The sequence below is a fragment of the Mycobacterium parmense genome (assembly GCF_010730575.1).
GTDB classification, from domain to species: Bacteria; Actinomycetota; Actinomycetes; order Mycobacteriales; family Mycobacteriaceae; genus Mycobacterium; species Mycobacterium parmense.
Window position 1 is genome coordinate 2,262,474 of record NZ_AP022614.1, and the last position, 24,937, is coordinate 2,287,410.

A 24,937-nucleotide genomic window follows, 5' to 3' on the forward strand; every position below is an offset into this window, starting at 1 on the left:
GCGGGTCAGGCCCGACTCAGGCTGTGCACCCGCAGCGGCGCGATGGCCTCGCGGCCGCCCAGCGCGGTCAGTTCCATCACCACCGCGGCCGCCGGCACCCGCGCGCCGCCGCGCTCGAGCAGGCGGCACGCCGCGGCCAGCGTGCCTCCGGTGGCCAGCACGTCGTCGACGATCACCACGTCGCGGCCGTGCAGGTCGATGCCTTCGGCGGCGATCTCCAGCGTGGCGCTGCCGTATTCCAGGTCATACCGCTCGGTGTACACCGGCGGCGGCAGCTTGCCGCCCTTGCGGATGGCCAGCACCCCGGTGCGCAGGCGGTCGGCGACAGCCGCCGCCACCAGAAATCCGCGGGAGTCGATCCCGGCGACCAGGTCGGCGCCGGAGGCGACCCCGGCCAGCGCGTCGACGATCGCCGTCATCGCCGCCGCGTCGGCGAAAACCGGGGTGAGGTCCTTGAACTGGATCCCCGGCTCCGGGAAGTCGGCCACCTCGCGGGTGAGCGACGCGATCAGGTCGGCGACGGGCGCGGTCCCGCTGACGCTGGTCACTGCACCGACGCCCATCGGTCCATGTTCCAGCCCGCTCCCCAGCGGGTCGGATTCTTGCTCACCGCGTACATCCTCTTCGACATCAGCAGCGTGCGCTGCTGCCGGTACAGGGGCAGGGTCGGCATATCGCCCCACAGTACCGGCGCGGCCTCCGCCAGCAGCCGCACCCGCTCGGCGGCGTCCGCCGACACGGCGAGCCCGCTGATCACCCCGTCGACCTGCGGGTTGGCGTACCCGGACAGGTTGTTGCCGTTGCCGCTGTGCAGGTCGTAGGCGTCGATCGCCGACGAGCCGGTCGACCCGCTGCCCGTCGCTCCCCCGGTGCTCGCGATCAACACGTCGATCTTGCCGTCCTTGAGCGCCTGCGGTCCCGAGGTGTCCAGGGCGACGTCGGACACGGTGATGCCGGCCGGGGCGCACGACTTGGTGATCTGCCCGACGGTCACGGCGAGCCGGGCGTTGGGCCCCTGGTAGCCGATCCGCACCGTCGTCGGCGCCCCGCCCAGCGCGTCGCGGGCGGCGGCGGGGTCCGGCTTGGCGAACTTGGCGGCATCGGCGGCGCCGTCCCCGGCCGACACCGCGTCGTCGGTGGCCGGGTCAAGGCGGGAATTGGCGATCGGCACGCCGGCGTCGTGGGCGATCATGTCGCGCGGCGTGCACATGGCGAACGCGCGCCGGGCCTTGGGGTCGGCCAGCGGCCCGCGCAGGGCGAAGATCAGCTGCTCGATCCCGGCGGACGGCCCATCGCTGCGCTCGTAGCCGTCGGGCGTGGCGAGCGCTCCCGAGGAGCCGGCCGCGACGTCGACCACGTCGACGCTGCGGCTGTTGACACGGTCCTGGATGTCGGGGCCCTGCGGCCACACCGTGATGCGCTTGGTGATCGGTTTGGGACCCCACCAGCGGTCGTTCGCGACGAGCACCACCGCGCCGCCGTCGAGGATCGATTCGATCCGGTACGGTCCCGACGACGGGAAGCGCTTGAGGTCCAGGCCCGGCTTGAGGTCCCAGGTGCTGTTCCACAGCTTGGCGATCTGGGCCACCGCGGGCGCGTTGTTGCCGAGCAGCGCCGTGGTCACGTCGGCGTTCAGCTGGTCGGCGATGACGTGCGACGGCATCAGCGAGGTCGCGCCGAACAGCTGGTTGTAGTCGACGATTCCGCGGTCCGGCGCGAACGTCACCCGGGCCTTCTTCTGCCCGGGGATGCAGTCGACGTTGGCGATGTCGGCGTAGCCGGCCTGGGTCGCGGCGTCGAACCCGGCGAACCGGCCGGACTGCGCCGCCCACGCGAGCACCAGGTCGTCGCAGGTCACCGGCTTGCCGTCGGAGTAGACGGCGTTGTCGGCGATCTGGTAGTCGAGCGCCAGCGGAGCGCCGCTCACCACCGAGACCGAGCCGAAGTCGCGGTCGGCCACGACCTGTCCGTCCGGCCCGTGATAGCCGAAGCCGATGAGCGTGCGGGCGAACGCCTGCGCCCCGGCCGACGCCGCGCCGACGACGGTGTTGGTGTTGTAGGTGACCAGGGGTCCGTCGACCACGTAGTCGACCTGCGAGGCGGCGCTGCCGGAGCAGGCGGTCAGCGTCCAGGCCGCCACGAACAGCGCGGCCAGCCCCACGACAGCAGCGCTCGTCCACCACGCGAGGCGCCCCCGGGTCATGCTGGTTACCGTCGGCCCGCGTTTCGCTTGCCGGTCGGCCGCCGCGTCCCGGTGGGCCGCGCCGGACGCGCGCCCGGCGCGGGCTTGCTCGGCGCCGGCTTGCCCGGCGCTTCCTTGCTCGGCACGTCGGCCTCGGCGGTGTCCTGCTCGGCCGCCTCGGAGTCGCCCGGGTCGGAAGGCTTCGCGGCCGTCTCGGCGCGCGAACCGCCGCCGCGGCGCCTGAGCACCCGGCGCGTGTGGGTGCGCACCAGTTCGGTGCGTTCACGCATGCTCACCAGCAGCGGGGTGGCGAAGAAGATCGACGAGTAGGTGCCGATCAGGATGCCGATCAGCTGCACCAGCGCCAGGTCCTTCAGCGTGCCGACACCCAGCAGCCACACCGCGACCACCATCAGCGCGAGCACCGGCAGGACCCCGATCAGGCTGGTGTTGATCGAGCGCATGAACGTCTGGTTGATGGCCAGGTTGGCCTGTTCGGCGAACGTGCGCCTGGTGGTGTGCTGGAAGCCGTGCGTGTTCTCCTCGACCTTGTCGAACACGATCACGGTGTCGTAGAGGGAGAAACCGAGGATGGTCAACAGGCCGATCACCGTGGCCGGGGTGACCTCGAAGCCCACCAGCGAGTAGACGCCGGCGGTGACGGTCAGGTCGAAGAACATGGCGGCGATGGCCGCCAGCGTCATGTAGCGCTCGTAGCGGATCGTGATGTAAAGGCTGACCAGTGCCAGGAAGATGACGAGCGCGATCAGCGCCTTCTTGGTGATCTGGTCGCCCCAGGTCTCCGAGACCGCCGAGTCGCTGATGGCCTTCTTGCTGGGTTTACCGTCGGCGCCCTTCGGTCCGAAGGCCTCGAACAGGGCGTCGCGCAGCTTGGCGGTCTGGTCGTTGGACAGCGTCTCCGACCGGATCTGCACGGTCGCCGAGGCGCCGCTGCCGACGACGACCACCGACTCCGGGTCGGTGCCGAGGGTCTTGCGGAACACCTCGGTCACTTGCGACGTCTGCGCCGTGCCGCGCGGCATCGACACCGTGGTGCCGCCCTTGAAGTCGATGCCGAAGGTGAAGCCCCGCAACAGGATGCTCAGGATCGCGATCGCCACTATCGCGCCGCTGATGCCGAACCACAGCCTGCGGCGCCCGACGACCTCGAACGCGCCGGTGCCGGTGTAGAGCCGGGAGATGAAGCTGCGGCGCGGCTGCCCGGCGGCGCCGTCGGTCGATTCGACCGCGCCCTCGGACTCGGTGATCTCGGTCGCGTCTTCGGCAGCCATGGGTTACCCCCGTCCCGTCTTCACCTGGGCCCGGCGTTCGCGGGCGACCTGCTGAACGGCCCCCAAGCCGTTGAACGCGGGCTTGGCCAGCGTCGGCGACTTCGACGCCAGGTACACCAGCGGCCAGGTCACCAGGAAGACCACCACCAGGTCGAGGATCGTGGTGAGGCCCAGCGTGAAGGCGAAACCCTTCACCTGGCCGATCGCCAGGAAGTACAGCACCGCCGCGGCCAGGAAGGTCACGGCGTTGCCCGACACGATCGTCTTGCGGGCCCGCACCCAGCCGCGTGGCACGGCCGACCGGAACGAGCGACCCTCCCGGATCTCGTCCTTGATGCGTTCGAAGAACACCACGAACGAGTCCGCGGTGGTGCCGATGCCGATGATCAGACCGGCGATGCCGGCCAGGTCCAGCGTGTAGTTGATATAGCGGCCCAGTAGCACCAGGATCGCGAAAACCATTACGCCCGAGGCGGTCAGCGACAGCGCGGTGAGCAGTCCCAGCGCCCGGTAATACAGCAGCGAGTACAGCAGCACCAGGATCAGCCCGATGGCACCCGCCATCAGGCCGGCCCGCAGGGAGGTCAATCCCAGTGTGGCCGAGACGGTTTGGGCCTCCGACGATTGGAAGGACAGCGGCAGCGAGCCGTATTTGAGGACGTTGGCAAGCTGGCGCGCGGTCGAGGCGGTGAACGGCGGGTCGCCGCCGGTGATCTGGGTCCGGCCGCCGGGGATGGCCTCCTGGATCATCGGGGCGCTGACCACCTGGGAGTCGAGGGTGAAGGCGGTCTGGGTGCCGATGTGGGCGGCGGTGAAGTCGGCCCAGGTGTTGGCGGCGGCCGGCTTGAACTGCACGTCGACGACGTAACCGATGCCGCGCTGGTTCATGCCGGAGGTGGCGTCCTGGATCTGGTCACCGCTGATGATCGACGGCGCCAGCAGGTAGGCCACCTTGTGGTCGGTCGAGCAGGTCACCAGCGGAAGGTTCGGGTCGTCGTTGCCGGCCAGGATGTCGTTCTTGTCGCACTGGGTCGCCTGGAACTGCAGGGCGAGAAACTGGATGCCCTGCCGGGTGCTCTGGCGCCATTTCTTCTCCTCGCTGATGCGCTCCGCGAGGTCTTTGCGCGGGTCCGGCGCGGCCGGCTGGTCGGCCGGCGGCGCCGCCCCGGGCGCGGGAGCGGGTGCCGGCGCGGGAGCGGGTGCCGGTGCCGGCGTGGGGGCGGGCGTCGGCGGGGGGTCCTCAGGGTAGGGGCGCGGCTGGGCGCCGGGCCGGCCCGGCGGCGCCGGTTGCGCGGCTGGCGGCGCCTGGGCGCCCGGGCGCCGGGGCGCCCGGCTGGCCGGGCGGGGGCGGCAGGCCGGGGGCGCCGGGGGCTGGACCGCCCGGGGCGGGGGCGCCGGGGGCTGGACCGCCCGGGGCGGGGGCGCCGGGGGGCGGCTTGGGCGCCGCGGCCTGGGCCGGGATGGACTGGATCACCGGCCGGATGTACAGGCGGGCGGTCTGGCCCAGGTTGCGTGCCTCGCTGCCGTCGTTGCCGGGGACGGTGATGACGAGGTTGTCGCCGTCGACGACGACCTCCGAACCGGACACGCCCAGCCCGTTGACCCGGGAACTGATGATCTGCTGCGCCTGGGCCAGGGCCTCGCGGCTCGGCGCGGAGCCGTCGGGTGTGCGCGCGGTGAGCGTCACCCGGGTGCCGCCCTGCAGGTCGATGCCGAGCTTGGGCGCGGCGCGCTTGTCGCCGGTCAGGAAGACCAGCAAGTAGACGCCGACGAGCAACAGCAGGAAGACCGACAGGTAGCGGGCAGGGTGCACCGGCGCCGAAGACGATGCCACGTTCCTTCTAACTCCTCGAGAATCGGTCGCTTACCCAGGACGGAGCCCCGGGGAGAGCCTAGCGGCGGTCGCAGGGGCGGCGAAGCCGGGCGCAGCGGGCCGCCGCAATGCACCCGGTGGCCCGCACGTCAGGAATCCTCGGTCACCCGGCTGTCGTCCCGTGTGCCGTCCTCTTCGACGAGGTCGTCGTCCTCGGGCAGGATCCGGTCGCGCACGGCCATCTTCATCCAGGTGGTCACCACGCCGGGGGCGATCTCGAGGTCGACGGTGTCGTCGGTGATCGCGGTGACGGTCGCTTGCAGGCCGGACGTGGTGTGCACCCGGTCGCCGGGCTGCAGCGACTCGTGCAGGTCGATGGTGGCCTGCATCGCCCGCCGTTGCCGGCGCGACGCGAACCACATGAACCCACCCATGATGAGCACGAATGGCAAGAACAAGACCAAACTCTCCATTGACGCGCCTGCCTTTCGTATCGGTGTTCGCAGCCAAGGGCCAGTGTGCCACCAGACCCGTCGGCGCCATCAAATCCCTCAACGCCATCAGCGCAGGTCGCGCCGGACCGGCCCGCTGGAACCGGCTCGAACGATAGGCTTTGGTCGCGGCGCGGCACGCGCGGCGCGGTGAGGAGGATGACAGTGGCCACCCTCGAGCAGACCCGCCAGCTGGTCACCGAGATTCCCGGTCCGGCGTCGCTGGAACTGACCAAACGCCGCGCCGCCGCGGTGTCCCACGGGGTCAACGTCTCGCTGCCGGTGTTCGTGGCCCGCGCCGGCGGCGGCATCATCGAGGACGTCGACGGCAACCGGCTGATCGACCTCGCGTCCGGTATCGCGGTGACCACCATCGGCAACTCGTCGCCCCGGGTGGTCGACGCGGTGCGGGCGCAGGTCGCCGAATTCACCCACACCTGCTTCATGGTGACGCCGTATGAGCAGTACGTCGCCGTCGCCGAGGAACTCAACAGGATCACTCCCGGCGCGGGCGAGAAACGCACGGTGCTGTTCAACTCCGGCGCCGAGGCGGTCGAGAACGCGGTCAAGGTGGCGCGCTCCTTCACCGGCAAGCCCGCCGTCGTCGCGTTCAACCACGCCTACCACGGCCGCACCAACCTCGCGATGGCGCTGACCGCCAAGTCGATGCCGTACAAGAGCGGTTTCGGCCCGTTCGCGCCGGAGGTCTACCGGGCGCCCCTGTCCTATCCCTACCGCGACGGGCTGCTCGACAAGGAGCTGGCCACCGACGGCGAAAAGGCCGCCGCGCGGGCGATCAGCGTCTTCGACAACCAGGTCGGCGCCGACAACCTGGCCGCGGTCATCATCGAGCCGATCGCCGGCGAGGGCGGGTTCATCGTCCCGGCGGAGGGTTTCCTGCCCAGCCTGCTCGAATGGTGCCGCAAGAAGGGCGTGGTCTTCATCGCCGACGAGGTGCAGACCGGCTTCGCCCGCACCGGAGCGATGTTCGCCTGCCAGCACGAAGGCCCGGGCGGTCTGGAGCCCGACCTGATCTGCACCGCCAAGGGCATCGCCGACGGGTTGCCGCTGTCGGCGGTCACCGGCCGGGCGGAGGTCATGGACGCGCCGCACGTCGGCGGTTTGGGCGGTACGTTCGGCGGAAACCCGGTGGCGTGTGCGGCGGCGCTGGCCACGATCGCGACGATCGAGAACGACGGACTGGTGGAGCGCGCCCGGCAGCTGGAACGGGTGATCACCGAACCGCTGCTGCGTCTGCAGGCCGGGGACGACCGGATCGGCGACGTACGCGGCCGCGGCGCGATGATCGCCATCGAGCTGGTGAAATCCGGAACCGCCGAACCCGACGCGGAGCTGACCAAGAAGCTGTCCACCGCCGCCCACGCCGCCGGCGTCGTCGTGCTGACCTGCGGCATGTTCGGCAACGTCATCCGGCTGCTGCCGCCGTTGACCATAAGCGACCAGCTGCTGGCCGAAGGCATCGATATCCTCGGCCGGCTCTTGGGCGACCTTTAGTCAACCGGGGCCGCCCGGGTCACCCGCGGTGGCGTATCTCACAACTGAAGCCGAGCCGGCGCGTGGAGGAATACCTTTACTTTAGCTAACGTTCTAAATGTCGGCGCACGTAGCGCCCAAAAAGCACTTATTTGCGCACTGATTTCAGGCAAGGGGAACCGTTTATGTCGACCATCAACCACGAAGAGTGGCTCGCACGCCGCGTCGAGGAACTGACCGCCAACGACCCCCAGTTCGCCGCGGCCCGGCCCGACCAGACGATCACCGACGCCCTCGAGCAGCCCGGTATGCGGCTGCCGCAGGTCATCCAGACGGTGCTGGACGGCTACGCCGACCGACCGGCGTTGGGCCAGCGCGCGGCGGAGTTCGTCACGGACCCTGCGACGGGCCGCACCTCGTTGGAGCTGCTCCCCCGCTTCGACACCATCACCTACGGCGAGCTGGGTGAGCGCGTCGGCGCACTCGGACGCGCGCTGGCCGACGGCCCGGTGGGCCCCGGCGACCGCGTCTGCGTGCTGGGCTTCAACAGCGTCGACTACGCGACCATCGACATGGCGCTCGGCCAGATCGGCGCCGTGTCGGTGCCGCTGCAGACCGGCGCGTCGATAACCGGACTGCAGCCGATCGTGGCCGAGACCGAGCCCGCCGTGATCGCGGCGAGCGTCGATCAGCTGCCCGACGCCGTGGAGCTCATCCGCACCGGGCCCGCACCGACCACGCTGATCGTGTTCGACTACCACCCCGAGGTCGACGAGCAGCGCGAGGCGGTCGAGACCGCCCAGGCGAGGCTCGAGGGCACCGGGGTCGGCCTCGAGACCCTGGCCGACGTGCTCGAGCGGGGTAGGTCGCTGCCCGCGGCGCCGCCGTCCGGGGCGGCCGACGACTCCGAAAACCCTCTGGCGCTGCTGATCTACACCTCCGGCAGCACCGGCGCGCCCAAGGGCGCCATGTACCCGCAGAGCAACGTCGGCAAGATGTGGCGCCGCGGCAGCAAGAACTGGTTCGGCGAGAGCGCCGCGTCGATCACGCTCAACTTCATGCCGATGAGCCACGTCATGGGCCGCGGCATCCTCTACGGCACCCTCGGCAACGGCGGCACCGCCTACTTCGCGGCCCGCAGCGACCTGTCCACCCTGCTCGAGGACCTCGAGCTGGTGCGTCCCACCGAGCTGAACTTCGTCCCGCGCATCTGGGAGACCCTGTTCGGCGAGTTCCAGCGCCAGGTCGAGCGGCGGCTCACCGACGAGGGCGACCGCCGAGCAGTCGAGACGGAGGTTCTGGCCGAGCAGCGCCAGTACCTGCTGGGTGGGCGCTTCATCTTCGCGATGACGGGCTCGGCGCCCATCTCCCCCGAACTGCGGAACTGGGTCGAGTCCCTGCTCGAGATGCACCTGATGGACGGCTACGGCTCCACCGAGGCCGGGATGGTGCTGTTCGACGGCGAGGTCCAGCGCCCGCCGGTGGTCGACTACAAGCTGGTCGACGTGCCGGACCTGGGCTACTTCCGCACCGACCGGCCGCATCCGCGCGGCGAGCTCCTGTTGCGGACCGAGAACATGTTCCCGGGCTACTACAAGCGGGCCGAGACCACCGCGAACGTGTTCGACGAGGACGGCTACTACCGGACGGGCGACGTCTTCGCCGAGGTCGCCCCCGACCGGCTCGTCTACGTCGACCGCCGCAACAACGTGCTCAAACTCGCGCAGGGCGAGTTCGTCACCCTGGCCAAGCTCGAGGCGGAGTTCGGCAACAGCCCGCTGATCCGGCAGATCTACGTGTACGGCAACAGCGCGCAGCCCTACCTGCTGGCGGTCGTGGTGCCCACCGAGGAGGCCCTGGCTCAGGGCGACCCCGAGTCGCTCAAGCCGAGGATCGCCGACTCGCTGCAGACCGTCGCACGGCAGGCCAACCTCCGGTCCTACGAGGTGCCGCGCGACTTCATCATCGAGACCACACCGTTCAGCCTGGAAAACGGCCTGCTGACCGGCATCCGCAAGCTGGCGTGGCCCAAGCTCAAGCAGCACTACGGCGAGCGCCTGGAGCAGCTCTACGCCGACCTGGCGCAGGGACAGGCCAACGAGCTGGCCGAGCTGCGGCGCAGCGGCGCCGACGCGCCGGCGCTGCAGACTGTGACCCGGGCCGCGGCCGCGATGCTCGGCGCCGCGACCAGTGAGCTGACGCCCGACGCCCACTTCACCGACCTGGGCGGCGACTCGTTGTCGGCGTTGACTTTCGGAAACCTGCTGCGCGAGATCTACGACATCGACGTGCCGGTGGGTGTGATCGTCAGCCCGGCCAGTGACCTGGCGGCCATCGCCAAGTACATCGAGGGCGAGCGCGAGGGCACCAAACGACCCACCTTCGCCGCCGTGCACGGTCGCGGCGCGACCGAGGTGCACGCCGGTGACCTCACCCTGGACAAGTTCCTCGAGGCCGAGACGCTGGCCGCCGCGCCCGGGCTGCCCAAGCCGACCGCCGAGGTGCGGACGGTGCTGTTGACCGGAGCCACCGGCTTCCTGGGCCGCTACCTGGCCTTGGAATGGCTCGAGCGGATGGACCTGGTCGACGGCAAGGTGATCGCCCTGGTGCGCGCCAAGTCCGACGAGGAGGCGCGGGCCCGGCTGGACAAGACATTCGGCGCGGGTTCTCCTGAAGGAGACCCCAAGCTGCTGGCGCACTACCGCGACCTCGCGGCCGACCACCTCGAGGTCATCGCCGGTGACAAGGGCGAGGCCAACCTGGGCCTGGACCAGCAGACCTGGCAGCGGCTGGCCGACACCGTCGACCTGATCGTCGACCCGGCGGCCCTGGTGAACCACGTCCTGCCGTACAGCGAGCTGTTCGGTCCCAACGCGCTGGGCACCGCCGAGCTGATCCGGATCGCGCTGACCACGAAGCTCAAGCCGTACACCTACGTGTCGACGATCGGGGTGGGCGACCAGATCAAGCCCGGCGAGTTCGTCGAGGACGCCGACATCCGGCAGATCAGCGCGACCCGCGCGATCAACGACACCTACGCCAACGGCTATGGCAACAGCAAGTGGGCCGGCGAGGTGCTGCTGCGCGAGGCGCACGACCTGTGCGGCCTGCCGGTCGCGGTGTTCCGCTGCGACATGATCCTGGCCGACACCACCTACGCCGGCCAGCTCAACCTGCCGGACATGTTCACCCGGCTGATGCTGAGCCTGGTGGCCAGCGGCATCGCACCCGGTTCCTTCTACGAGCTGGACGCCGAGGGCAAGCGGCAGCGCTCCCACTACGACGGCCTGCCGGTGGAGTTCATCGCCGCGGCGATCTCGACCCTCGGCGCGCAGTCCGAGTCCCCCGAGGGTTTCCGGACCTACCACGTGATGAACCCGTATGACGACGGCATCGGCCTCGACGAGTACGTCGACTGGCTCATCGAGGCCGGCTACTCGATCGAGCGCATCGCCGACTACTCCGAATGGCTGCGGCGGTTCGAGACGTCGCTGCGGGCCCTGCCGGAACGGCAACGTCAGTACTCGCTGCTGCCGCTGCTGCACAACTACCAGCAACCCGACCAGCCGATCAACGGGTCGATGGCCCCGACCGACCGGTTCCGCGCGGCGGTGCAAGAGGCGAAAATCGGCCCCGACAAAGACATCCCGCATGTCTCGGCGCCGATCATCGTCAAGTACGTCACCGACCTGCAGCTGCTCGGACTGCTCTAAGGCCGCAGAAACGAACCGCCCAGACCCCTCGTGGGCTGGGCGGTTCGCTGTGCGCGCGGATCAGCGCTGCGGGTGTGGCCAGCGCAGATATGCGGCGCCCGATCCCGCGTTGGCGCCGGCGCGCTGGCGGCGCCACCCGCGCTTCGGCTCGGTCCCCGGGGCCCGCGGCTTGGTCAGCGCGCTCGAGGACACCTCGGGCGCCTCGACCACCGAGTCCCGGTACGGCTCGACGGTCGGCATCGAACCGGCCGCGTACGCAGGCTCGACCGATTGCACGTCGCGCGCCAGGCGCACCGCCGTGCGTGCCAGCACCACGCCGCCGACGAAGATGATCAGCGCGCCCAGGCCCGAGAAGTAGGACACCTCGAGCACCGCGCGCTTGCGTTCGGTGGCGGCGACGGGGTCACCGGCGGAGCCGATGCCCAGCAGCGGAGCGACCTGCTCGCCCACCACGAACCAGGCGCCGGCCAGCACCGCCAGCCAGCCGCCGAGTACCGCGGTGGCGCGGTTCGCCGCGACGATCAGCAGCAGGCCGCCGACCACGGTGGCGGCGCCGGGCAGCACCTCGAGCCAGCCACGGGCCGACGTCCACGCCCAGTCCCGGTCGGGCGTGTAGGCGAAATCGAAGCGGGGACCGACGAACGGGATCAAAGCGCCCCAGGCACCCAGAATGACCAGGAGCACTCCGCTGATCGCGCCACGCGAACGCGGCATCCTCAGCCCCCCGGCGCGGTCGTACTCGTTTCTCATGGCATCTCCTTGCTAGATACAGGCACCAGACGGGTACCCCTCGCGCTCCGGCGATAACCGGGCGGGGGTTGCGCGGGAGAAAGCCGCCGGGCGTCGCTAGTCGAACAGACCGGGCTGACCGAGCCCGGTGACGCCGGCGGGCGGGGTCATGCCCAGGTGCGTCCAGGCGAGCGCGGTGGCCACCCGGCCCCGCGGCGTCCGCGCCATCATGCCCGCGCGCACCAGGAACGGCTCGCAGACCTCTTCGACCGTGGCGGCCTCCTCGCCGACCGCGACCGCCAGCGTCGACACCCCGACCGGGCCGCCGCCGAAGCTGCGGGTCAGCGCGGTCAGCACCGCCCGGTCCAGCCGGTCGAGGCCCAGCTCGTCGACGTCGTAGACCTCGAGCGCGGCCTTGGCGACGTCGCGGGTGATGACGCCGTCGGCGCGCACCTCGGCGAAGTCGCGGACCCGGCGCAGCAGCCGGTTGGCGATCCGCGGGGTGCCCCGCGAGCGCCGGGCGATCTCCGCGGCGGCCTCTGCGCCGACCTCGATGCCCAGGATGCCGGCCGACCGGGCCAGCACCCGCTCGAGTTCGGCGGGCTCGTAGAAGTCCATGTGTGCGGTGAAGCCGAACCGGTCGCGCAGCGGGCCGGTCAGCGCGCCGGACCGGGTGGTGGCGCCGACCAGCGTGAACGGTGCCACCTCCAGCGGGATCGACGTCGCCCCGGGCCCCTTGCCGACCACCACGTCGACGCGGAAGTCCTCCATGGCCAGGTAGAGCATCTCCTCGGCGGGCCGGGCGATGCGGTGGATCTCGTCGATGAAGAGCACGTCGTGCTCGACCAGGTTGGACAGCATCGCGGCCAGGTCGCCGGCCCGCTCGAGCGCGGGACCCGACGTCACCCGCAGCGAGGAGCCGAGCTCGGCCGCGATGATCATCGCCAGCGACGTCTTGCCCAGCCCCGGCGGGCCGGACAGCAGGATGTGATCGGGTGTGCCGCCGCGGTTCTTGGCGCCCTCGATCACCAGCTGCAGCTGTTCGCGGACCCGCGGCTGGCCGATGAACTCCTGCAGGGTCCGCGGCCGCAGGCTGCCGTCGACGTCGCCCTCGCCGACGGCCAGCGTCGGGGAGACGTCGCGGTCGGCGTAGGGGTCCTCGTCGTCGTCCTCGGTCACCGCGACTTCCCCAGCAAAGACAACGCGGCCCGCAGCGCACCGGACGTCGTGGCGTCGCGATCGTCGGCCAGCACCTTGTCGGTGGCCTCCTCGGCCTGCTTCACCGCGAAGCCCAGACCCACCAGGGCCTCCACCACCGGACCGCGCACCGCATGGCCGTTGGTCGCCGCGCTCGCCGGCGCCGCGCCGGTCGCGGGACCGATCTTGTCGCGCAGTTCCAGCACCATGCGCTCGGCGCCGCGTTTGCCGATGCCGGGCACCCGGGTCAGCGCGGCGACGTCGCCGTCGTGCAGCGCCTGGCGCAGCGCCGCGGCGTCGTGCACGGCCAGCGTGGCCATCGCCAGCCGGGGGCCCACCCCGGACACCGACAGCAGGGTCGTGAACAGGTCGCGGGTCTCGGTGTCGGGAAACCCGTAGAGCGTCATCGAGTCCTCGCGCACGATCATCGCGGTGATGAGCCTGGCCTCGGTGCCGGTTCGCAGCGTCGCCAGGGTCGACGGCGTCGCGTTCACGCGGTAGCCGACGCCGGCCGCCTCGATCACCGCGTGATCGAGCGCGATGCCGAGCACCTCGCCGCGCACCGAGGCGATCACCGGGCGGCCCCGCGCTTGGCCTCGACCTGGGCGACCTTGGCCAGGTAGGTGTTTCGCTGCCGCGCGGCCTGCGCCTGCGCGGCGGCCATCCGCTCGATCATCGGCGCCCGCCAGCAGTGGCAGATGGCCAGCGCGAGCGCGTCGGCCGCGTCGGCCGGTGTCGGTTTAGCCTGCAGCGCAAGGATTTTGGTGACCATCGCGGTCACCTGCGCCTTGTCGGCGGCGCCGTTGCCGGTGACCGCGGCCTTGACCTCGCTGGGCGTGTGGAAGTGCACGTCGATGCCGCGCCTGGCGGCCGCCACCGCGACCACGCCGCCGGCCTGCGCGGTGCCCATCACCGTCGTCACGTTGTGCTGGGAGAACACCCGCTCGATGGCCACCACGTCCGGCTGGTGCGTGGCCAGCCAGTGCTCGACGGCGTCGCTGATGGCCAGCAACCGCAGGGGCACCGGCGCGTCCGACGGGGTGCGCACCACGTCGACGTCCAGCGCGACGACGGTGCGCCCGCGACCGCTCTCGATCACCGACAGCCCGCATCGGGTCAGCCCGGGGTCGACGCCCATCACCCGCATTGCCCGCTCCCACCTCTAGAACAGCTGTTCGATAGCGTAACGGGCCGCCTCGACGCCGCCGGACAGGACACGCGGCCGCGGGGCCGCTTCTTTCCCGACCCCCCGGCCCACAAAATGCTGTTATCTTAAGGCGCTTGTTTGCCCGACCCGGAGGGTGCGCATGGGGACGCTGCTGGTCGTTGTCGCCGCCGTGCTGTTCATCGCGTCCGTCGTGGTCCTGGTCGTCGCTTTGCGGCGGCCGCGGGGACCCGGCGGGAGGGCGGGCCGGACGCCCGGGCGCACAGACCCGCTGGCGTTCAACGCGATGCCCCAGTTCGGCCCGCGGCAACTCGGCCCCGGCGCGATTGTCAGCTACGGCGGCATCGACTACGTCGTCCGCGGGTCCGTCACCTACCGCGAGGGGCCGTTCGTGTGGTGGGAGCACCTGCTCGAGGGCGGCGACCAGCCGCTGTGGTTCAGCGTCGAGGAGGACGACGGGCGCCTCGAGCTCGCGATGTGGGTCAGCCGCAAAGGCCTCGACCTGCAGCCGGGCGGCCCGTACGTCGTCGACGGCGTGACCTTCCACGAGACGGAGCGCGGTCGCGCCTCCTACACCACCGAGGGCACGACGGGCCTGCCGGCGGGCGGGGAGATGGAGTTCATCGACTGCGCCGACGCCGACGGGAGCGCCCTGCTCTCGTTCGAGCGCTGGGCCCCGGACACCCCGTGGGAAGTGTCGACGGGCAAGCCCGTGTTGACCGGCGAGCTCACCGTCTACCCGGCGCCTCCGCCGTCGGCCTAGGACTCGGGGGACCTCTCGGTGCCGCTTCATCAGCTCGTCGTGACGCCGACGGACGTCTGCGGCCAAAACCTCGGGCTCGCGCTCAACACCCCCGCCCCGGCCCCGCTGGCCGCCTCCCGCCTGGTTCACCCGGCCGGCGGCGCGCTGCGGCTCGGGGTGCTCGGCGCCTCCCACGTCGTCACCGTCGAGCATGCGGCGGGCCGGTTCAGTGAGCAGGTCTCCTGCGTTGCCCGCGAGCTGGGCACCGACCTGCCGGCGCGCACCGGCGCACCCGGCTACCTTCTCGAATCCCGGACCGACACCTACGACCGGGCCGCGTTCCGCCGGATCGCGGCCGCCCTGCGCGAGCGCTGCGAGCGCCGGGGGTGGCTCGGCGGGACATTCCCCGGAGACGACGCCGCGCTGACCGCGCTGGCCGCCGAGCCCGACGGCAGCGGGTGGCGGTGGCAGACCTGGCACCTGTATCCGGGGCGCTCGGGCGGCGACATCGTCCGCACGGCCAGCCGGTGGCGCCCGTGAGCCGCAACCGCCTGTTCGTGATCGCCGCCGGGCTGGCGGTCGCCGCGACCGTGTGCCTGGTGTTCGGGATCGTGTTGCTCAACAAGGACATCGCGTCCTACATCGCGAGCCACTATCGCGAGTACTCACACGACGTGAACGGCACGCGCTACGTCTGCACCGGTGCGCCCGACGACGTCGCCGACACGCTCGCGGACTATCAGGCACCCCAGGCGCGCGCCTCCAGCGGCAACAGCGAGTACCTGCGCTACAGCAACAACATCGTCATCGTCGGCCCCGACGGCGAGCGCCCGTGCAGCATCCGCGTCGAGTCCCTGAGCGCCGGATACAGCCACGGCGCGTTCATCTTCCTCGGCCCCGGATTCAGCCCCGGCTCCCCTTCGGGCGGCGCGGGCGGCACCCCCGGCGGCCCCGGGGGGACCAAATAACCGGCAAGATCCCCATCTCTGAGGAGGCAACCATGTACCTGGCCGTCGAGATCGGAACCATCGATCTCAATCCCGTCTTCAAAGGCGTCCTCGCGACCATCCTGTACTTCGCCGTCGGCATGGCCGTCCTGATCGTCGGCTTCTTCATGGTCGACCTGCTCACCCCGGGCAATCTGCGCCGGCTGGTGTTCATCGATCGGCGGCCCAACGCCGTCGTCATCGCCTGCGCGATGTACGTCGCGCTCACCACCGTGATCATCAGCGCGATCGTCAATTCCTACAGCCAGCTGGGTCAGGGGCTCCTCGGCGTGGCGGTGTACGGGCTGATGGGGGTGGTGCTGCTGGGCGTCGCGCTGCTGAGCGTGCACGTGTTGATCCCGGGCGACTTCCACGAGCACGTCGACGAGCCGGAACTGCACCCCGGGTCTTTCGCGGTGGCGCTGATGCTGCTGGCCGTCGGAGGGGTCACCGCCGCGGCGGTCTCATGACGCCGGCGAAATGGTGGAGGGCGTTGCTGCTGGCCGCGGTCGCGGCGTGCGCGGCGTGCGGAATCGTCTACGAGCTCGCGCTGCTGACGCTGTCGGCGAGCCTGGACGGTGGCGGGATCGTCGCCACCTCGCTGATCGTCGCGGGCTACATCGCCGCGCTCGGCGCCGGCGCGGTGCTGGTCAAGCCGCTGCTGGCGCATGCGGCGATCACGTTCGTCGCCGTCGAGGCGCTGCTGGGCATCGTCGGCGGCCTGTCGACGGCGGCGCTCTACGTGGTGTTCGCCTTCGTCGACGGGTCGACCTGGGTGCTGGCGGTGAGCACGGCGCTGATCGGCGGCCTGGTCGGCGCCGAGGTGCCGCTGTTGATGACGCTGCTGCAGCGGGGCCGCACCGCCGGGCCCACCGACGCGGGCCGCACGTTGGCCGACCTCAACGCCGCCGACTACCTCGGCGCGCTGCTGGGCGGGCTCGTGTGGCCGTTCCTGCTGCTGCCGCAGCTGGGGATGATCCGCGGCGCGGCGGCCACCGGCATCATCAACCTGGCGGCGGCCGCCGTCGTGTCGGTCTTCCTGCTGCGGCGCACCGTGTCGGCGCGGCAGCTGGCGACGACGCTGTGCGCGCTGGCAATGGCGCTCGGGCTGCTGGCCACGCTGCTGGCGGGCTCGGCGGACATCGAGACGACCAGCCGCCAGCGGCTCTACGCCGACCCGATCATCGCCTACCGGCACACGCCGTACCAGGAGATCGTGGTGACGCGCCGCGGCGGAGACACCCGCCTGTACCTCGACGGGGGCCTGCAGTTCTCCACCCGCGACGAGTACCGCTACACCGAGAGCCTCGTCTACCCAGCGCTCGGGAACGGCGCGCGCTCGGTGCTGATCCTGGGCGGCGGCGACGGGCTGGCCGCCCGCGAGCTGCTGCGCCAGCCGGGCATCGAGAAGATCGTGCAGGTCGAACTCGACCCCGCGGTCGTCGAATTGGCGCGCAGCACCCTGCGCGACGCCAACGCCGGCGCCCTGGACAACCCCCGCGTGCAGGTCGTGATCGACGACGCGATGGGCTGGCTGCGCCGCCCCGGCGTGCCCCGTTTCGACGCGGTCATCGTCGACCTCCCCGACCCGGACACCCCCGTCCTGGGCCGGCTGTACTCGACGGAGTTCTACGCGCTCGCCGAGCACGCGCTGTCCCCGGGCGGGCTGATGGTCGTGCAGGCGGGCAGCCCGTTCTCGACGCCGGTCGCGTTCTGGCGCACGGTGTCGACGATCCGCTCGGCCGGGTACGCCGTCACGCCCTACCACGTGCACGTGCCCACCTTCGGGGACTGGGGTTTCGCGCTGGCCCGGCGCGCGAGCACCGCACCCATTCCGCGGATGCCGGCCGACGCTCCCCCGCTGCGCTTCCTGAACGCGTCGGTGCTGGGCGCGGCGACGGTGTTCTCCGAGGACGTCGGTCCACGCGCGGTGGAGCCGTCGACGCTGGACAATCCGCGCATCGTCGGCGACATGCGCCGGGGGTACGACTAGAGCAATGGCGTCGACCCGCGGGACCCGGCGCCCGCGCCGGCTACTCCTCGTCGAGCGCGGCGAGCACCTCGTCGGAGAGGTCGACGTTGGTGTAGACGTTCTGCACGTCGTCGCTGTCCTCCAGCGCGTCGACGAGCTTGAACACCTTGCGCGCGCCCTCGACGTCGACCGGCACGCTGACCGACGGCTGGAAGCTCGCCTCGGCCGAGTCGTAGTCGATGCCGGCTTCCTGCAGCGCGGTGCGGACCGCGACCAGGTCGGTGGGCTCGGACACGATCTCGAAGCTGTCGCCGAGATCGGTGACGTCCTCGGCGCCGGCGTCCAGCACCGCGGTCAGGATGTCGTCCTCGGTCAGCCCGTTCTTCTCCAGCGTGACCGTGCCCTTGCGGGAGAACAGGTAGGACACCGAACCGGGGTCGGCCATGGTGCCGCCGTTGCGCGTCATCGCCACCCGCACCTCGCTGGCGGCGCGGTTGCGGTTGTCGGTCAGGCACTCGATCAGCACGGCCACGCCGTTGGGCGCGTAGCCCTCGTACATGATCGTCTGCCAGTCGGCGCCGCCGGCCTCCTCGCCGGCGCCGCGCTTACGCGCGCGTTCGATGTTGTCGTTGGGCACCGACGTCTTCTTCGCCTTCTGGATGGCGTCGTAGAGCGTCGGGTTGCCCGCGGGGTCACCGCCGCCGGTCCGGGCGGCGACCTCGATGTTCTTGATGAGCCGGGCAAACTCCTTGCCGCGGCGCGCATCCTTGACGGCCTTCTGGTGTTTCGTGGTGGCCCACTTGGAATGGCCGCTCATCGCTGGTGGTACCTCTTCTGTTGCCTGAAAGTTCGCCAGACGATTCTACGTGGACGGTGAGGCGCTTCGGCCGGGCCCGCTGCGGACCATGTGCCGTCGTGCCCGCCTCACAGCGACAGCACGCCACACGCTTGGGCGGCTGAGGTTTCAGCCGCGCCCGTTGACCATGTCGACGAAGAGCTGGTGGACGCGGCGGTCGCCCGTCATCTCCGGGTGGAAGGCCGTCGCCAGCACGCGGCCCTGGCGTACGGCGACGCCATGGCCCGCGGCGCTCGCCAGCACCTCCACCCCGTCGCCCGCCCGTTCGACCCAGGGCGCGCGAATGAACACCGCGCGCACCGGAGTGTCCAGGCCCGCGAACGCGACGTCCCCTTCGAACGAGTCGACCTGGCGGCCAAAGGCGTTGCGGCGCACCGTCATATCGATCCCACCCAAGGGCAGTGCCGCGCGCCCGTTCACGCCCGCGTCGAGGATCTCGCCGGCCAGCAGGATCATCCCCGCGCACGCGCCGTAGGCCGGCATGCCGTCGGCCAGCCGCGCCCGCAGCGGCTCGAGCAGATCGAGCTCGAGCAGCAGGTGGCTGATGGTCGTGGACTCCCCGCCGGGGATCACCAGCGCGTCGACGGCCTCGAGCTCGCTGCGGCGGCGCACCGTCACCGGTTCGGCGCCGGCTTCGCGCAGCGCCGCCAGGTGCTCGCGGGTGTCGCCCTGCAGCGCCAGCACCCCGATGCGCGGGCCGCTCACTTCGGGTGCCCGCGCTTGTAGCGGGTCAGCCCCTCCTGCATCACCGCGGCGACCATCTCGCCGGTCTGAGTGAAGATCTTGCCCTGGCACAGTGCGCGGCCGCCGCTGGCCGACGGCGAGGACTGGTCGTAGAGCAGCCACTCGTCGGCGCGGAACGGCCGCATGAACCACATCGCGTGGTCCAGCGAGGCCACCTGCAGGTGCTCGCGCACGTCGAGGTGGGTGACCTGCGCCGATCCCAGCAAGGTGAGGTCGCTCATGTAGGCCAGCGCGCAGATGTGCAGCACCGGGTCATCGGGCAGCGGGTCGCGGTGGCGGAACCACACCTGCTGCTGTGCGGCCTTGCCCGGCGAGAGCTGCAGCAGCTCGCGCGGAACGATGCGGATGTCCCACTCCTCGAACTGCTTGAACCCGGCGTCGTCGAAGACCTTGATGGAGTCCAGCCCGGGCAGGCCGTCGGGCGGGGCCGCGGCCGGCATCGCGTCCTGGTGGTTGATGCCTTCCTGGTCGACGTGGAAGGAGGCACCCATGCTGAAGATGATTTCGCCGTGCTGGATGGCGTTGACCCGCCGGGTCGCGAACGAACCACCGTCCCGCGAGCGCTCGACGATGAAAACCGTGGGCGCCAACGCGTCTCCGGGTCGCAGGAAGTAGCCGTGCAGCGAGTGGACCTGATACTGCGGGTCGACGGTGCGCACCGCCGAGACCAGCGACTGGCCCGCCACGTGGCCGCCGAAAGTGCGCTGCAGGAAACCCGATTCGGGGCTGAACACGCTCCCGCGGTAGATGTTGACCTCGAGTTGTTCGAGGTCGAGGATCTTCTCGATCGACACGGGCTGTTTTTACCAGCCGCGTTGGGCCAGGCGGTGCGGCTCCGGGACCTGCTCGACATTGATGCCCACCATCGCCTCCCCCAGGCCGCGCGACACCTTGGCCAGCACGTCGGGGTCGTCGTAGAAGGTGGTGGCCTTGACGATCGCCGCGGCGCGCTGCGCGGGGTCACCGGACTTGAAGATGCCCGAGCCGACGAACACGCCCTCAGCGCCCAGCTGCATCATCATCGCGGCGTCGGCCGGGGTCGCGATCCCGCCGGCGGTGAACAGCGTCACCGGCAGCTTGCCCGCCCGGGCCACCTCGACGACGAGGTCGTAGGGCGCCTGCAATTCCTTTGCGGCGACGAACAATTCGTCTTCCGACAGCGAGGTCAGCCTGCGGATCTCGCCGGCGATGGCGCGCATGTGCGTGGTGGCGTTGGAGACGTCGCCGGTGCCGGCCTCGCCTTTGGACCGGATCATGGCCGCGCCCTCGTTGATGCGGCGCAGCGCCTCACCGAGGTTGGTCGCCCCGCACACGAACGGCACGGTGAATTTCCACTTGTCGATGTGATGCGTGTAGTCCGCCGGGGTGAGCACCTCGGACTCGTCGACGTAGTCGACGCCGAGGCTCTGCAGGATCTGGGCCTCGACGAAATGCCCGATGCGCGCCTTGGCCATCACCGGAATGGTGACGGCGGAGATGATGCCCTCGATCATGTCGGGGTCGCTCATCCGCGACACCCCGCCCTGGGCGCGGATGTCGGCGGGCACCCGCTCGAGCGCCATCACCGCGACCGCGCCGGCGCCCTCGGCGATGCGGGCCTGCTCCGGGGTGACGACGTCCATGATGACGCCGCCCTTGAGCATCTCGGCCATGCCGCGCTTGACGCGGGCGGTGCCGGTCCGGCCGCTGCCGTTCGATGCGGCGGTAGTCACTTCTGGTCTCCTTCACCGGTTGATTCGGGCACCAGTCTAGTGAAGGCAGACAAATCGATTTGCCAAGCTTCTTCCACCCACTCCGGCCTGCGGGACATCTGCGCAACGCGCCGGGGGCGATTCGGCCCCCCGCGTCCTCACCGGATCGACTGCAAGTGTCCGGGAACCCTGCCGGCGGCCACCGCCGCCGCCTCGGTGAGCAGTTCGGGCAGCTGGATCGGATACACCGTCTGCCCGGCGTCGACGAGCCGCGCGATGTCGGCGGCATCACACCAGCGGTGGCCGTGAATGTAGCGGCGCTCCAGCTCGGTGCGTCCCGCGCAGGATGGTTCGAAGCGGCGGGTGCGATGGACGAAGAAGAATTCCTCGCTGTCGATCAGCGAGCCGTTGAACTCGAAGGTCTCGTCGCGGCGCCAGACGGGCCCGACGAGGTCGCCCGCCGCCACGCGCAGACCGGTTTCCTCCGCCAGCTCCCGGGCGGCCGCCTCGGCCAGACGCTCGCCGTCACCCACCTGCCCGCCGACGGTGAACCACCACCTCGGCGCGTGCTCGTCGGCGGCGGGGTCCGACCCGCACAGCAGGAGAACGGCTCCGGTCTCGTCGAGGAGCACGACGCGCGACGAGGTGCGGTGGTTGAGCACCCCGTGATCGCCGTGCGCCAGCGCGTGCGGTCGCTCGACGATCTCGAAATAGCTTGGCAGCGCAGCGGTTCCACCCAGCCGAAATGCGCGCACCAGGGGCCGCTCGGCCAGCGCCAAGGTGTCGCGGACCGCGTCGTTGTGGAACCTGCGGGCCAGCAGCACCCGCGCCTCGGCGTCGGCCAGCTCCGCGATCAGGCCGACCGGCAGCGCGGCCGGGTCGACCGCCGCCAGCGCGGCCGAAAGCTCGTTCTCCGCGGTCTCGCGCGCGCTGCGCGGCGCGCCCTCCGCGGCGTCGGCCAGCGCGGCCAGGCGCCGCCCCTCCGATGCGCCGCCGTAGGCGTCGATCGCGACGGCGCGCGCCACCACCGCGCGTCGCGCCAGGGCGCCGTCCAGCGCCTGCCAGGACAGGTCGTAGCGGACGTGCAACCGGTCCAGCCGGTTGGCCGTCCGGTAGGCCCAGGCGCCCAGCGCGGCGAGCAGGACGACCAGCACCACGGCGCCCACGATCAGCCAGGTCATCAGCTGGCCACCTGCACCTTGGCGCCCGAGCCGGCGACGGTCTCGTAGACCCGCATGATCTGGCTGGCCACCACCGACCAGTCGTAGCGCTGGACCGTCCTGGAGCCGGCGGCGACGTAGCGCTCCCGCAGCGCCCCGTTCTCGAGCACCTCGACGAGCGCGGCGGCCAGCGCGGCGCCGTCACCCACCGGCACCAGGCGCCCGGTTTCGCCGCCGAGCAGCACGCGGCGGAACGCGTCGAGGTCGCTGGCCACCACCGGGGTGCCGGCCGCCATCGCCTCGACCAGGACGATGCCGAAGCTCTCGCCCCCGACGTTGGGCGCGCAGTAGACGTCGGCGCTGCGCATCGCCGACGCCTTGTGCGCGTCGTCGACCTGGCCCAGGAAGCGGAGGTGGCCCACCAACGCGCCGGCCCGCGCGCGCAACTCGTCCTCGTCGCCGCGCCCGACGACCAGCAGTTGCACGTCAGCGAAGTGACGGACCACTGTGGGCAGCGCGTCGAGCAGGACCGACATGCCCTTGCGGGGCTCGTCGTAACGCCCGAGGAACAGCACCGTCCTGCCCGGCCGCGGGTATCCCGGTAGCCGCTGCGCCGAAGCGAACGACTCGACGTCGACACCGTTGGGGATCTCCACCGCGTCGGTGCCCAGCGCCTCCATCTGCCAGCGCCGCGCCAGGTCGGACACCGCGATGCGGCCCACGATCTTCTCGTGCATCGGCCGCAGGATGCCCTGAAAGACGCTGAGCGTCAACGACTTCGTGGTCGACGTGTGAAACGTGGCCACAATCGGGCCCTCGGCGATGTTGAGGGCCAGCATCGACAGACTCGGCGCGTTGGGCTCGTGCAGGTGCAGCACATCGAAACCGCCGTCGGCGAGCCACTTCTTGACCTTGCGGTGCGTCGCCGGACCGAACCGCAACCGGGCCACCGACCCGTTGTAGGGAATCGGGACGGCTTTGCCGGCGGAGACGACGTAGTCGGGCAGCGCGGCTTCCGGTGACGACGGCGCGAGCACGCTGACCTCGTGGCCGCGGGCGTGCATCACCCCGGCCAGTTGCAGAACGTGGGACTGCACGCCGCCGGGCACGTCGAACGAGTAGGGACACACCATCCCGATGCGCATCAGGTTCCCTTCAGCCGGGCCTGCTTGGTGTCGGACAGGTCGGCCAGCCACTGCGGCTGCAGCATGTGCCAGTCCTCGGGGTGCCCCGCGATGTCTTTGGCGAACTGGTCGGCCAGGACCTGGGTGATGGCGGCGACGTCGCCGCCGGTGGTGTCCAGGGCCGGATGTATCGACGCGACCCAGCCCTCACCCTCGAACCAGGAGCCGACGGGCAGCAACGCCGCCCCGGTCTCGATCGCCAGCTTCGCCGGGCCGGCCGGCATGCGGGTGGGCTCACCGAAGAAGTCGACCTGGACCCCGCTGCGGGTCAGGTCGCGCTCGGCCATCAGGCACACCACCCGGTTGTCCCGCAGCCGGTCACAGAGCACCTCGAAGGGGGGCCGCTCGCCGCCGGACAGCGGCAGCACCTCGAATCCGAGGCTTTCGCGGTAGGCGATGAAACGCCGGTACAGCGACTCGGGCTTGAGGCGTTCCGCGACGGTGGTGAAGGTGCCGCGCGAATGCGCCAACCAGACGCCGGCCATGTCCCAGTTGCCGCTGTGCGGCAGCGCGAGCACGGCTCCACGACCGGATTGCAGCGCGGCGTCGAGGTGGTCCTGCCCCAGGACTGAGTCCGCCAGCTGGCGTGCCAGCGCGGGCAGATCCATCGTCGGGAGGCGGAACGCCTCGCGCCAGTAGCGGCCGTAGGACGCCAGCGAGGCGCGCATCAGCGCGTCGGGCACCTCGGCCGGGGCCACGCCGATGACGCGGGCCAGGTTCTTGCGCAGCTGATCGGGTCCGCCGTTACGGGCCGCGTACCGCGCCCCGGCGGCGAATGTGGCGCGGGCGGCGGCATCCGGCATCGCTCGCACCGCCAGCCAACCGCCGGCGTAGGCCCAGTCCGTCGCGGCGCCCGTCACCAGGTGCATGCCGGGGATCACGTGTCGCCTGTTCTCGCAATGGGCTCCGTCGCGCCGGGCGACGTCCGCACGGTATGCAGCCGCTGCGCGCAGGTCACGACGCTGAGCACGGCCAGCAGCCACATCGCCACCGGCAGGGCCGGCGGCCAGGCGACGAACGGGAAGTCCGACACGCCGGCCCCGCCCAGCACGATGATCAACCGCTCCGGCCGTTCGATGATGCCGGCGTCTCCGCGCAACCCGCTGGCCTCGGCCCGGGCCTTGATGTAGGAGATCACCTGCGAGGTCACCAGGCAGATCAGGGTCGCGACCGCCAATAGTTTGTCGTGCATGCCGAACGCCACCCACCACAGCAGCCCGGCGAACACCGCGCCGTCGCTGATCCGGTCGCAGGCGGCGTCCAGCACCGCACCGAACCGCGTCCCGCCGCCCCGTTCCCGCGCCATCGCCCCGTCGAGCATGTCGAACACGACGAAGAACCAGACCACGCACGCGCCGGCGAACAGCTTGCCCATCGGGAAGAGCGTCAGCGACCCCGCCACGCAGGCGGTGGTGCCCACGACGGTGACGACGTCCGGGGTCAGGCCGATCCGCAGGGCCGCCCTGGCGGCCGGCGCGGTCACCCGCACGAACGCCGCCCGGGACAGGAACGGCGCCTTACTCATT

Annotated in this window: 23 protein-coding genes and 1 pseudogene; 7 read left to right on the top strand and 17 right to left on the bottom strand. The window is 71.1% G+C overall.

The genetic code is table 11. The features are described from left to right. Window positions 1-5: 5 nt before the first annotated feature. From G6N48_RS10045 to yajC, 5 genes and pseudogenes are all read right to left on the bottom strand, one after another. A complete protein-coding gene (locus G6N48_RS10045; RefSeq protein WP_085267258.1) occupies window positions 6-563 on the bottom strand; it encodes an adenine phosphoribosyltransferase in 558 nt (185 codons plus the stop codon). Further along, a complete protein-coding gene (locus G6N48_RS10050) occupies window positions 545-2,203 on the bottom strand; it encodes an ABC transporter substrate-binding protein (protein WP_085267257.1) in 1,659 nt (552 codons plus the stop codon). The genes G6N48_RS10045 and G6N48_RS10050 overlap by 19 nt, the downstream gene beginning before the upstream one ends. A 5-nt stretch (window positions 2,204-2,208) precedes the next feature. Continuing rightward, entirely contained in the window at window positions 2,209-3,474 is a 1,266-nt protein-coding gene (secF, locus tag G6N48_RS10055; RefSeq protein ID WP_085267256.1) for a protein translocase subunit SecF, read from the bottom strand. A gap of 3 nt (window positions 3,475-3,477) precedes the next feature. Further along, window positions 3,478-5,308 (bottom strand): annotated as a pseudogene (gene secD, locus G6N48_RS10060) (protein translocase subunit SecD). A gap of 128 nt (window positions 5,309-5,436) precedes the next feature. After that, a complete protein-coding gene (gene yajC / locus G6N48_RS10065) occupies window positions 5,437-5,760 on the bottom strand; it encodes a preprotein translocase subunit YajC (protein ID WP_085268078.1) in 324 nt (107 codons plus the stop codon). 183 nt (window positions 5,761-5,943) lie between these two features. Here yajC and gabT point away from each other — a divergent pair, with 183 nt between their 5' ends. Beyond that, window positions 5,944-7,293 (top strand): 4-aminobutyrate--2-oxoglutarate transaminase, encoded by a 1,350-nt coding sequence (gabT, locus tag G6N48_RS10070; RefSeq protein WP_085268139.1) that lies wholly within the window; start codon window positions 5,944-5,946, stop codon window positions 7,291-7,293. Between the two features lie 164 nt (window positions 7,294-7,457). Further along, a complete protein-coding gene (gene car / locus G6N48_RS10075) occupies window positions 7,458-10,985 on the top strand; it encodes a carboxylic acid reductase (protein WP_085268079.1) in 3,528 nt (1,175 codons plus the stop codon). Between the two features lie 60 nt (window positions 10,986-11,045). On the opposite strand, the gene G6N48_RS10080 is transcribed toward car, so the two are convergent. The 4 genes from G6N48_RS10080 to ruvC all read right to left on the bottom strand — a co-directional run bounded on the left by G6N48_RS10080 (window position 11,046) and on the right by ruvC (window position 14,058). Next, a complete protein-coding gene (locus G6N48_RS10080) occupies window positions 11,046-11,735 on the bottom strand; it encodes a hypothetical protein (RefSeq protein WP_085268080.1) in 690 nt (229 codons plus the stop codon). 96 nt (window positions 11,736-11,831) lie between these two features. Further along, window positions 11,832-12,893 (bottom strand): Holliday junction branch migration DNA helicase RuvB, encoded by a 1,062-nt coding sequence (gene ruvB / locus G6N48_RS10085; protein WP_085268081.1) that lies wholly within the window; start codon window positions 12,891-12,893, stop codon window positions 11,832-11,834. Further along, a complete protein-coding gene (gene ruvA, locus G6N48_RS10090; protein WP_085268082.1) occupies window positions 12,890-13,486 on the bottom strand; it encodes a Holliday junction branch migration protein RuvA in 597 nt (198 codons plus the stop codon). Before ruvA ends, ruvB begins: the two co-directional genes overlap by 4 nt. Further along, window positions 13,483-14,058 (bottom strand): crossover junction endodeoxyribonuclease RuvC, encoded by a 576-nt coding sequence (gene ruvC, locus G6N48_RS10095; RefSeq protein WP_085268083.1) that lies wholly within the window; start codon window positions 14,056-14,058, stop codon window positions 13,483-13,485. Before ruvC ends, ruvA begins: the two co-directional genes overlap by 4 nt. A gap of 160 nt (window positions 14,059-14,218) precedes the next feature. On the opposite strand from ruvC, the gene G6N48_RS10100 reads away from it, so the two are divergent. Genes G6N48_RS10100 through G6N48_RS10120 form a run of 5 tightly spaced genes read left to right on the top strand, consistent with a single transcriptional unit; the run spans window position 14,219 to window position 17,797 of the window. Continuing rightward, window positions 14,219-14,839: a DUF4178 domain-containing protein gene (locus tag G6N48_RS10100; RefSeq protein ID WP_085268084.1), complete on the top strand. Its 621-nt coding sequence runs from the start codon at window positions 14,219-14,221 to the stop codon at window positions 14,837-14,839. 18 nt (window positions 14,840-14,857) lie between these two features. Then, on the top strand, window positions 14,858-15,358 hold the full coding sequence (locus G6N48_RS10105) for a DUF2617 family protein (protein WP_085268085.1): 501 nt from the start codon (window positions 14,858-14,860) through the stop codon (window positions 15,356-15,358). Then, window positions 15,355-15,786: a DUF4247 domain-containing protein gene (locus G6N48_RS10110; RefSeq protein ID WP_085268140.1), complete on the top strand. Its 432-nt coding sequence runs from the start codon at window positions 15,355-15,357 to the stop codon at window positions 15,784-15,786. The genes G6N48_RS10105 and G6N48_RS10110 overlap by 4 nt, the downstream gene beginning before the upstream one ends. A 32-nt stretch (window positions 15,787-15,818) precedes the next feature. Further along, window positions 15,819-16,274, top strand: coding sequence for a DUF350 domain-containing protein (locus G6N48_RS10115; RefSeq protein WP_085268086.1), 456 nt, complete (start codon window positions 15,819-15,821; stop codon window positions 16,272-16,274). Further along, on the top strand, window positions 16,271-17,797 hold the full coding sequence (locus G6N48_RS10120) for a polyamine aminopropyltransferase (RefSeq protein ID WP_085268087.1): 1,527 nt from the start codon (window positions 16,271-16,273) through the stop codon (window positions 17,795-17,797). Before G6N48_RS10115 ends, G6N48_RS10120 begins: the two co-directional genes overlap by 4 nt. Window positions 17,798-17,837: 40 nt before the next feature. Here G6N48_RS10120 and G6N48_RS10125 read toward each other — a convergent pair whose 3' ends face one another. The 8 genes from G6N48_RS10125 to pgsA all read right to left on the bottom strand — a co-directional run bounded on the left by G6N48_RS10125 (window position 17,838) and on the right by pgsA (window position 24,936). Next, window positions 17,838-18,593: a YebC/PmpR family DNA-binding transcriptional regulator gene (locus tag G6N48_RS10125; RefSeq protein WP_085268088.1), complete on the bottom strand. Its 756-nt coding sequence runs from the start codon at window positions 18,591-18,593 to the stop codon at window positions 17,838-17,840. Between the two features lie 147 nt (window positions 18,594-18,740). Then, a complete protein-coding gene (gene pdxT / locus G6N48_RS10130; protein ID WP_085268089.1) occupies window positions 18,741-19,337 on the bottom strand; it encodes a pyridoxal 5'-phosphate synthase glutaminase subunit PdxT in 597 nt (198 codons plus the stop codon). Further along, on the bottom strand, window positions 19,334-20,170 hold the full coding sequence (gene tesB, locus G6N48_RS10135; RefSeq protein WP_085268090.1) for an acyl-CoA thioesterase II: 837 nt from the start codon (window positions 20,168-20,170) through the stop codon (window positions 19,334-19,336). Before tesB ends, pdxT begins: the two co-directional genes overlap by 4 nt. Window positions 20,171-20,179: 9 nt before the next feature. Further along, on the bottom strand, window positions 20,180-21,088 hold the full coding sequence (pdxS, locus tag G6N48_RS10140) for a pyridoxal 5'-phosphate synthase lyase subunit PdxS (protein WP_085268091.1): 909 nt from the start codon (window positions 21,086-21,088) through the stop codon (window positions 20,180-20,182). 137 nt (window positions 21,089-21,225) lie between these two features. Continuing rightward, window positions 21,226-22,248: an NUDIX domain-containing protein gene (locus G6N48_RS10145; RefSeq protein WP_085268092.1), complete on the bottom strand. Its 1,023-nt coding sequence runs from the start codon at window positions 22,246-22,248 to the stop codon at window positions 21,226-21,228. Beyond that, window positions 22,248-23,372 carry a glycosyltransferase family 4 protein gene (locus tag G6N48_RS10150; RefSeq protein WP_085268093.1) on the bottom strand — a complete coding sequence of 375 codons (1,125 nt, stop codon included), beginning with the start codon at window positions 23,370-23,372 and terminating at the stop codon, window positions 22,248-22,250. The genes G6N48_RS10145 and G6N48_RS10150 overlap by 1 nt, the downstream gene beginning before the upstream one ends. Continuing rightward, window positions 23,372-24,280, bottom strand: a complete 909-nt coding sequence (locus G6N48_RS10155; RefSeq protein ID WP_085268141.1) for a phosphatidylinositol mannoside acyltransferase — start codon at window positions 24,278-24,280, stop codon at window positions 23,372-23,374. Before G6N48_RS10155 ends, G6N48_RS10150 begins: the two co-directional genes overlap by 1 nt. An 8-nt stretch (window positions 24,281-24,288) precedes the next feature. Further along, the gene (gene pgsA, locus G6N48_RS10160; protein ID WP_085268094.1) at window positions 24,289-24,936 is read right to left on the bottom strand and encodes a phosphatidylinositol phosphate synthase; all 648 of its coding nucleotides are present in this window, start codon (window positions 24,934-24,936) and stop codon (window positions 24,289-24,291) included. Window position 24,937: the final 1 nt, after the last annotated feature.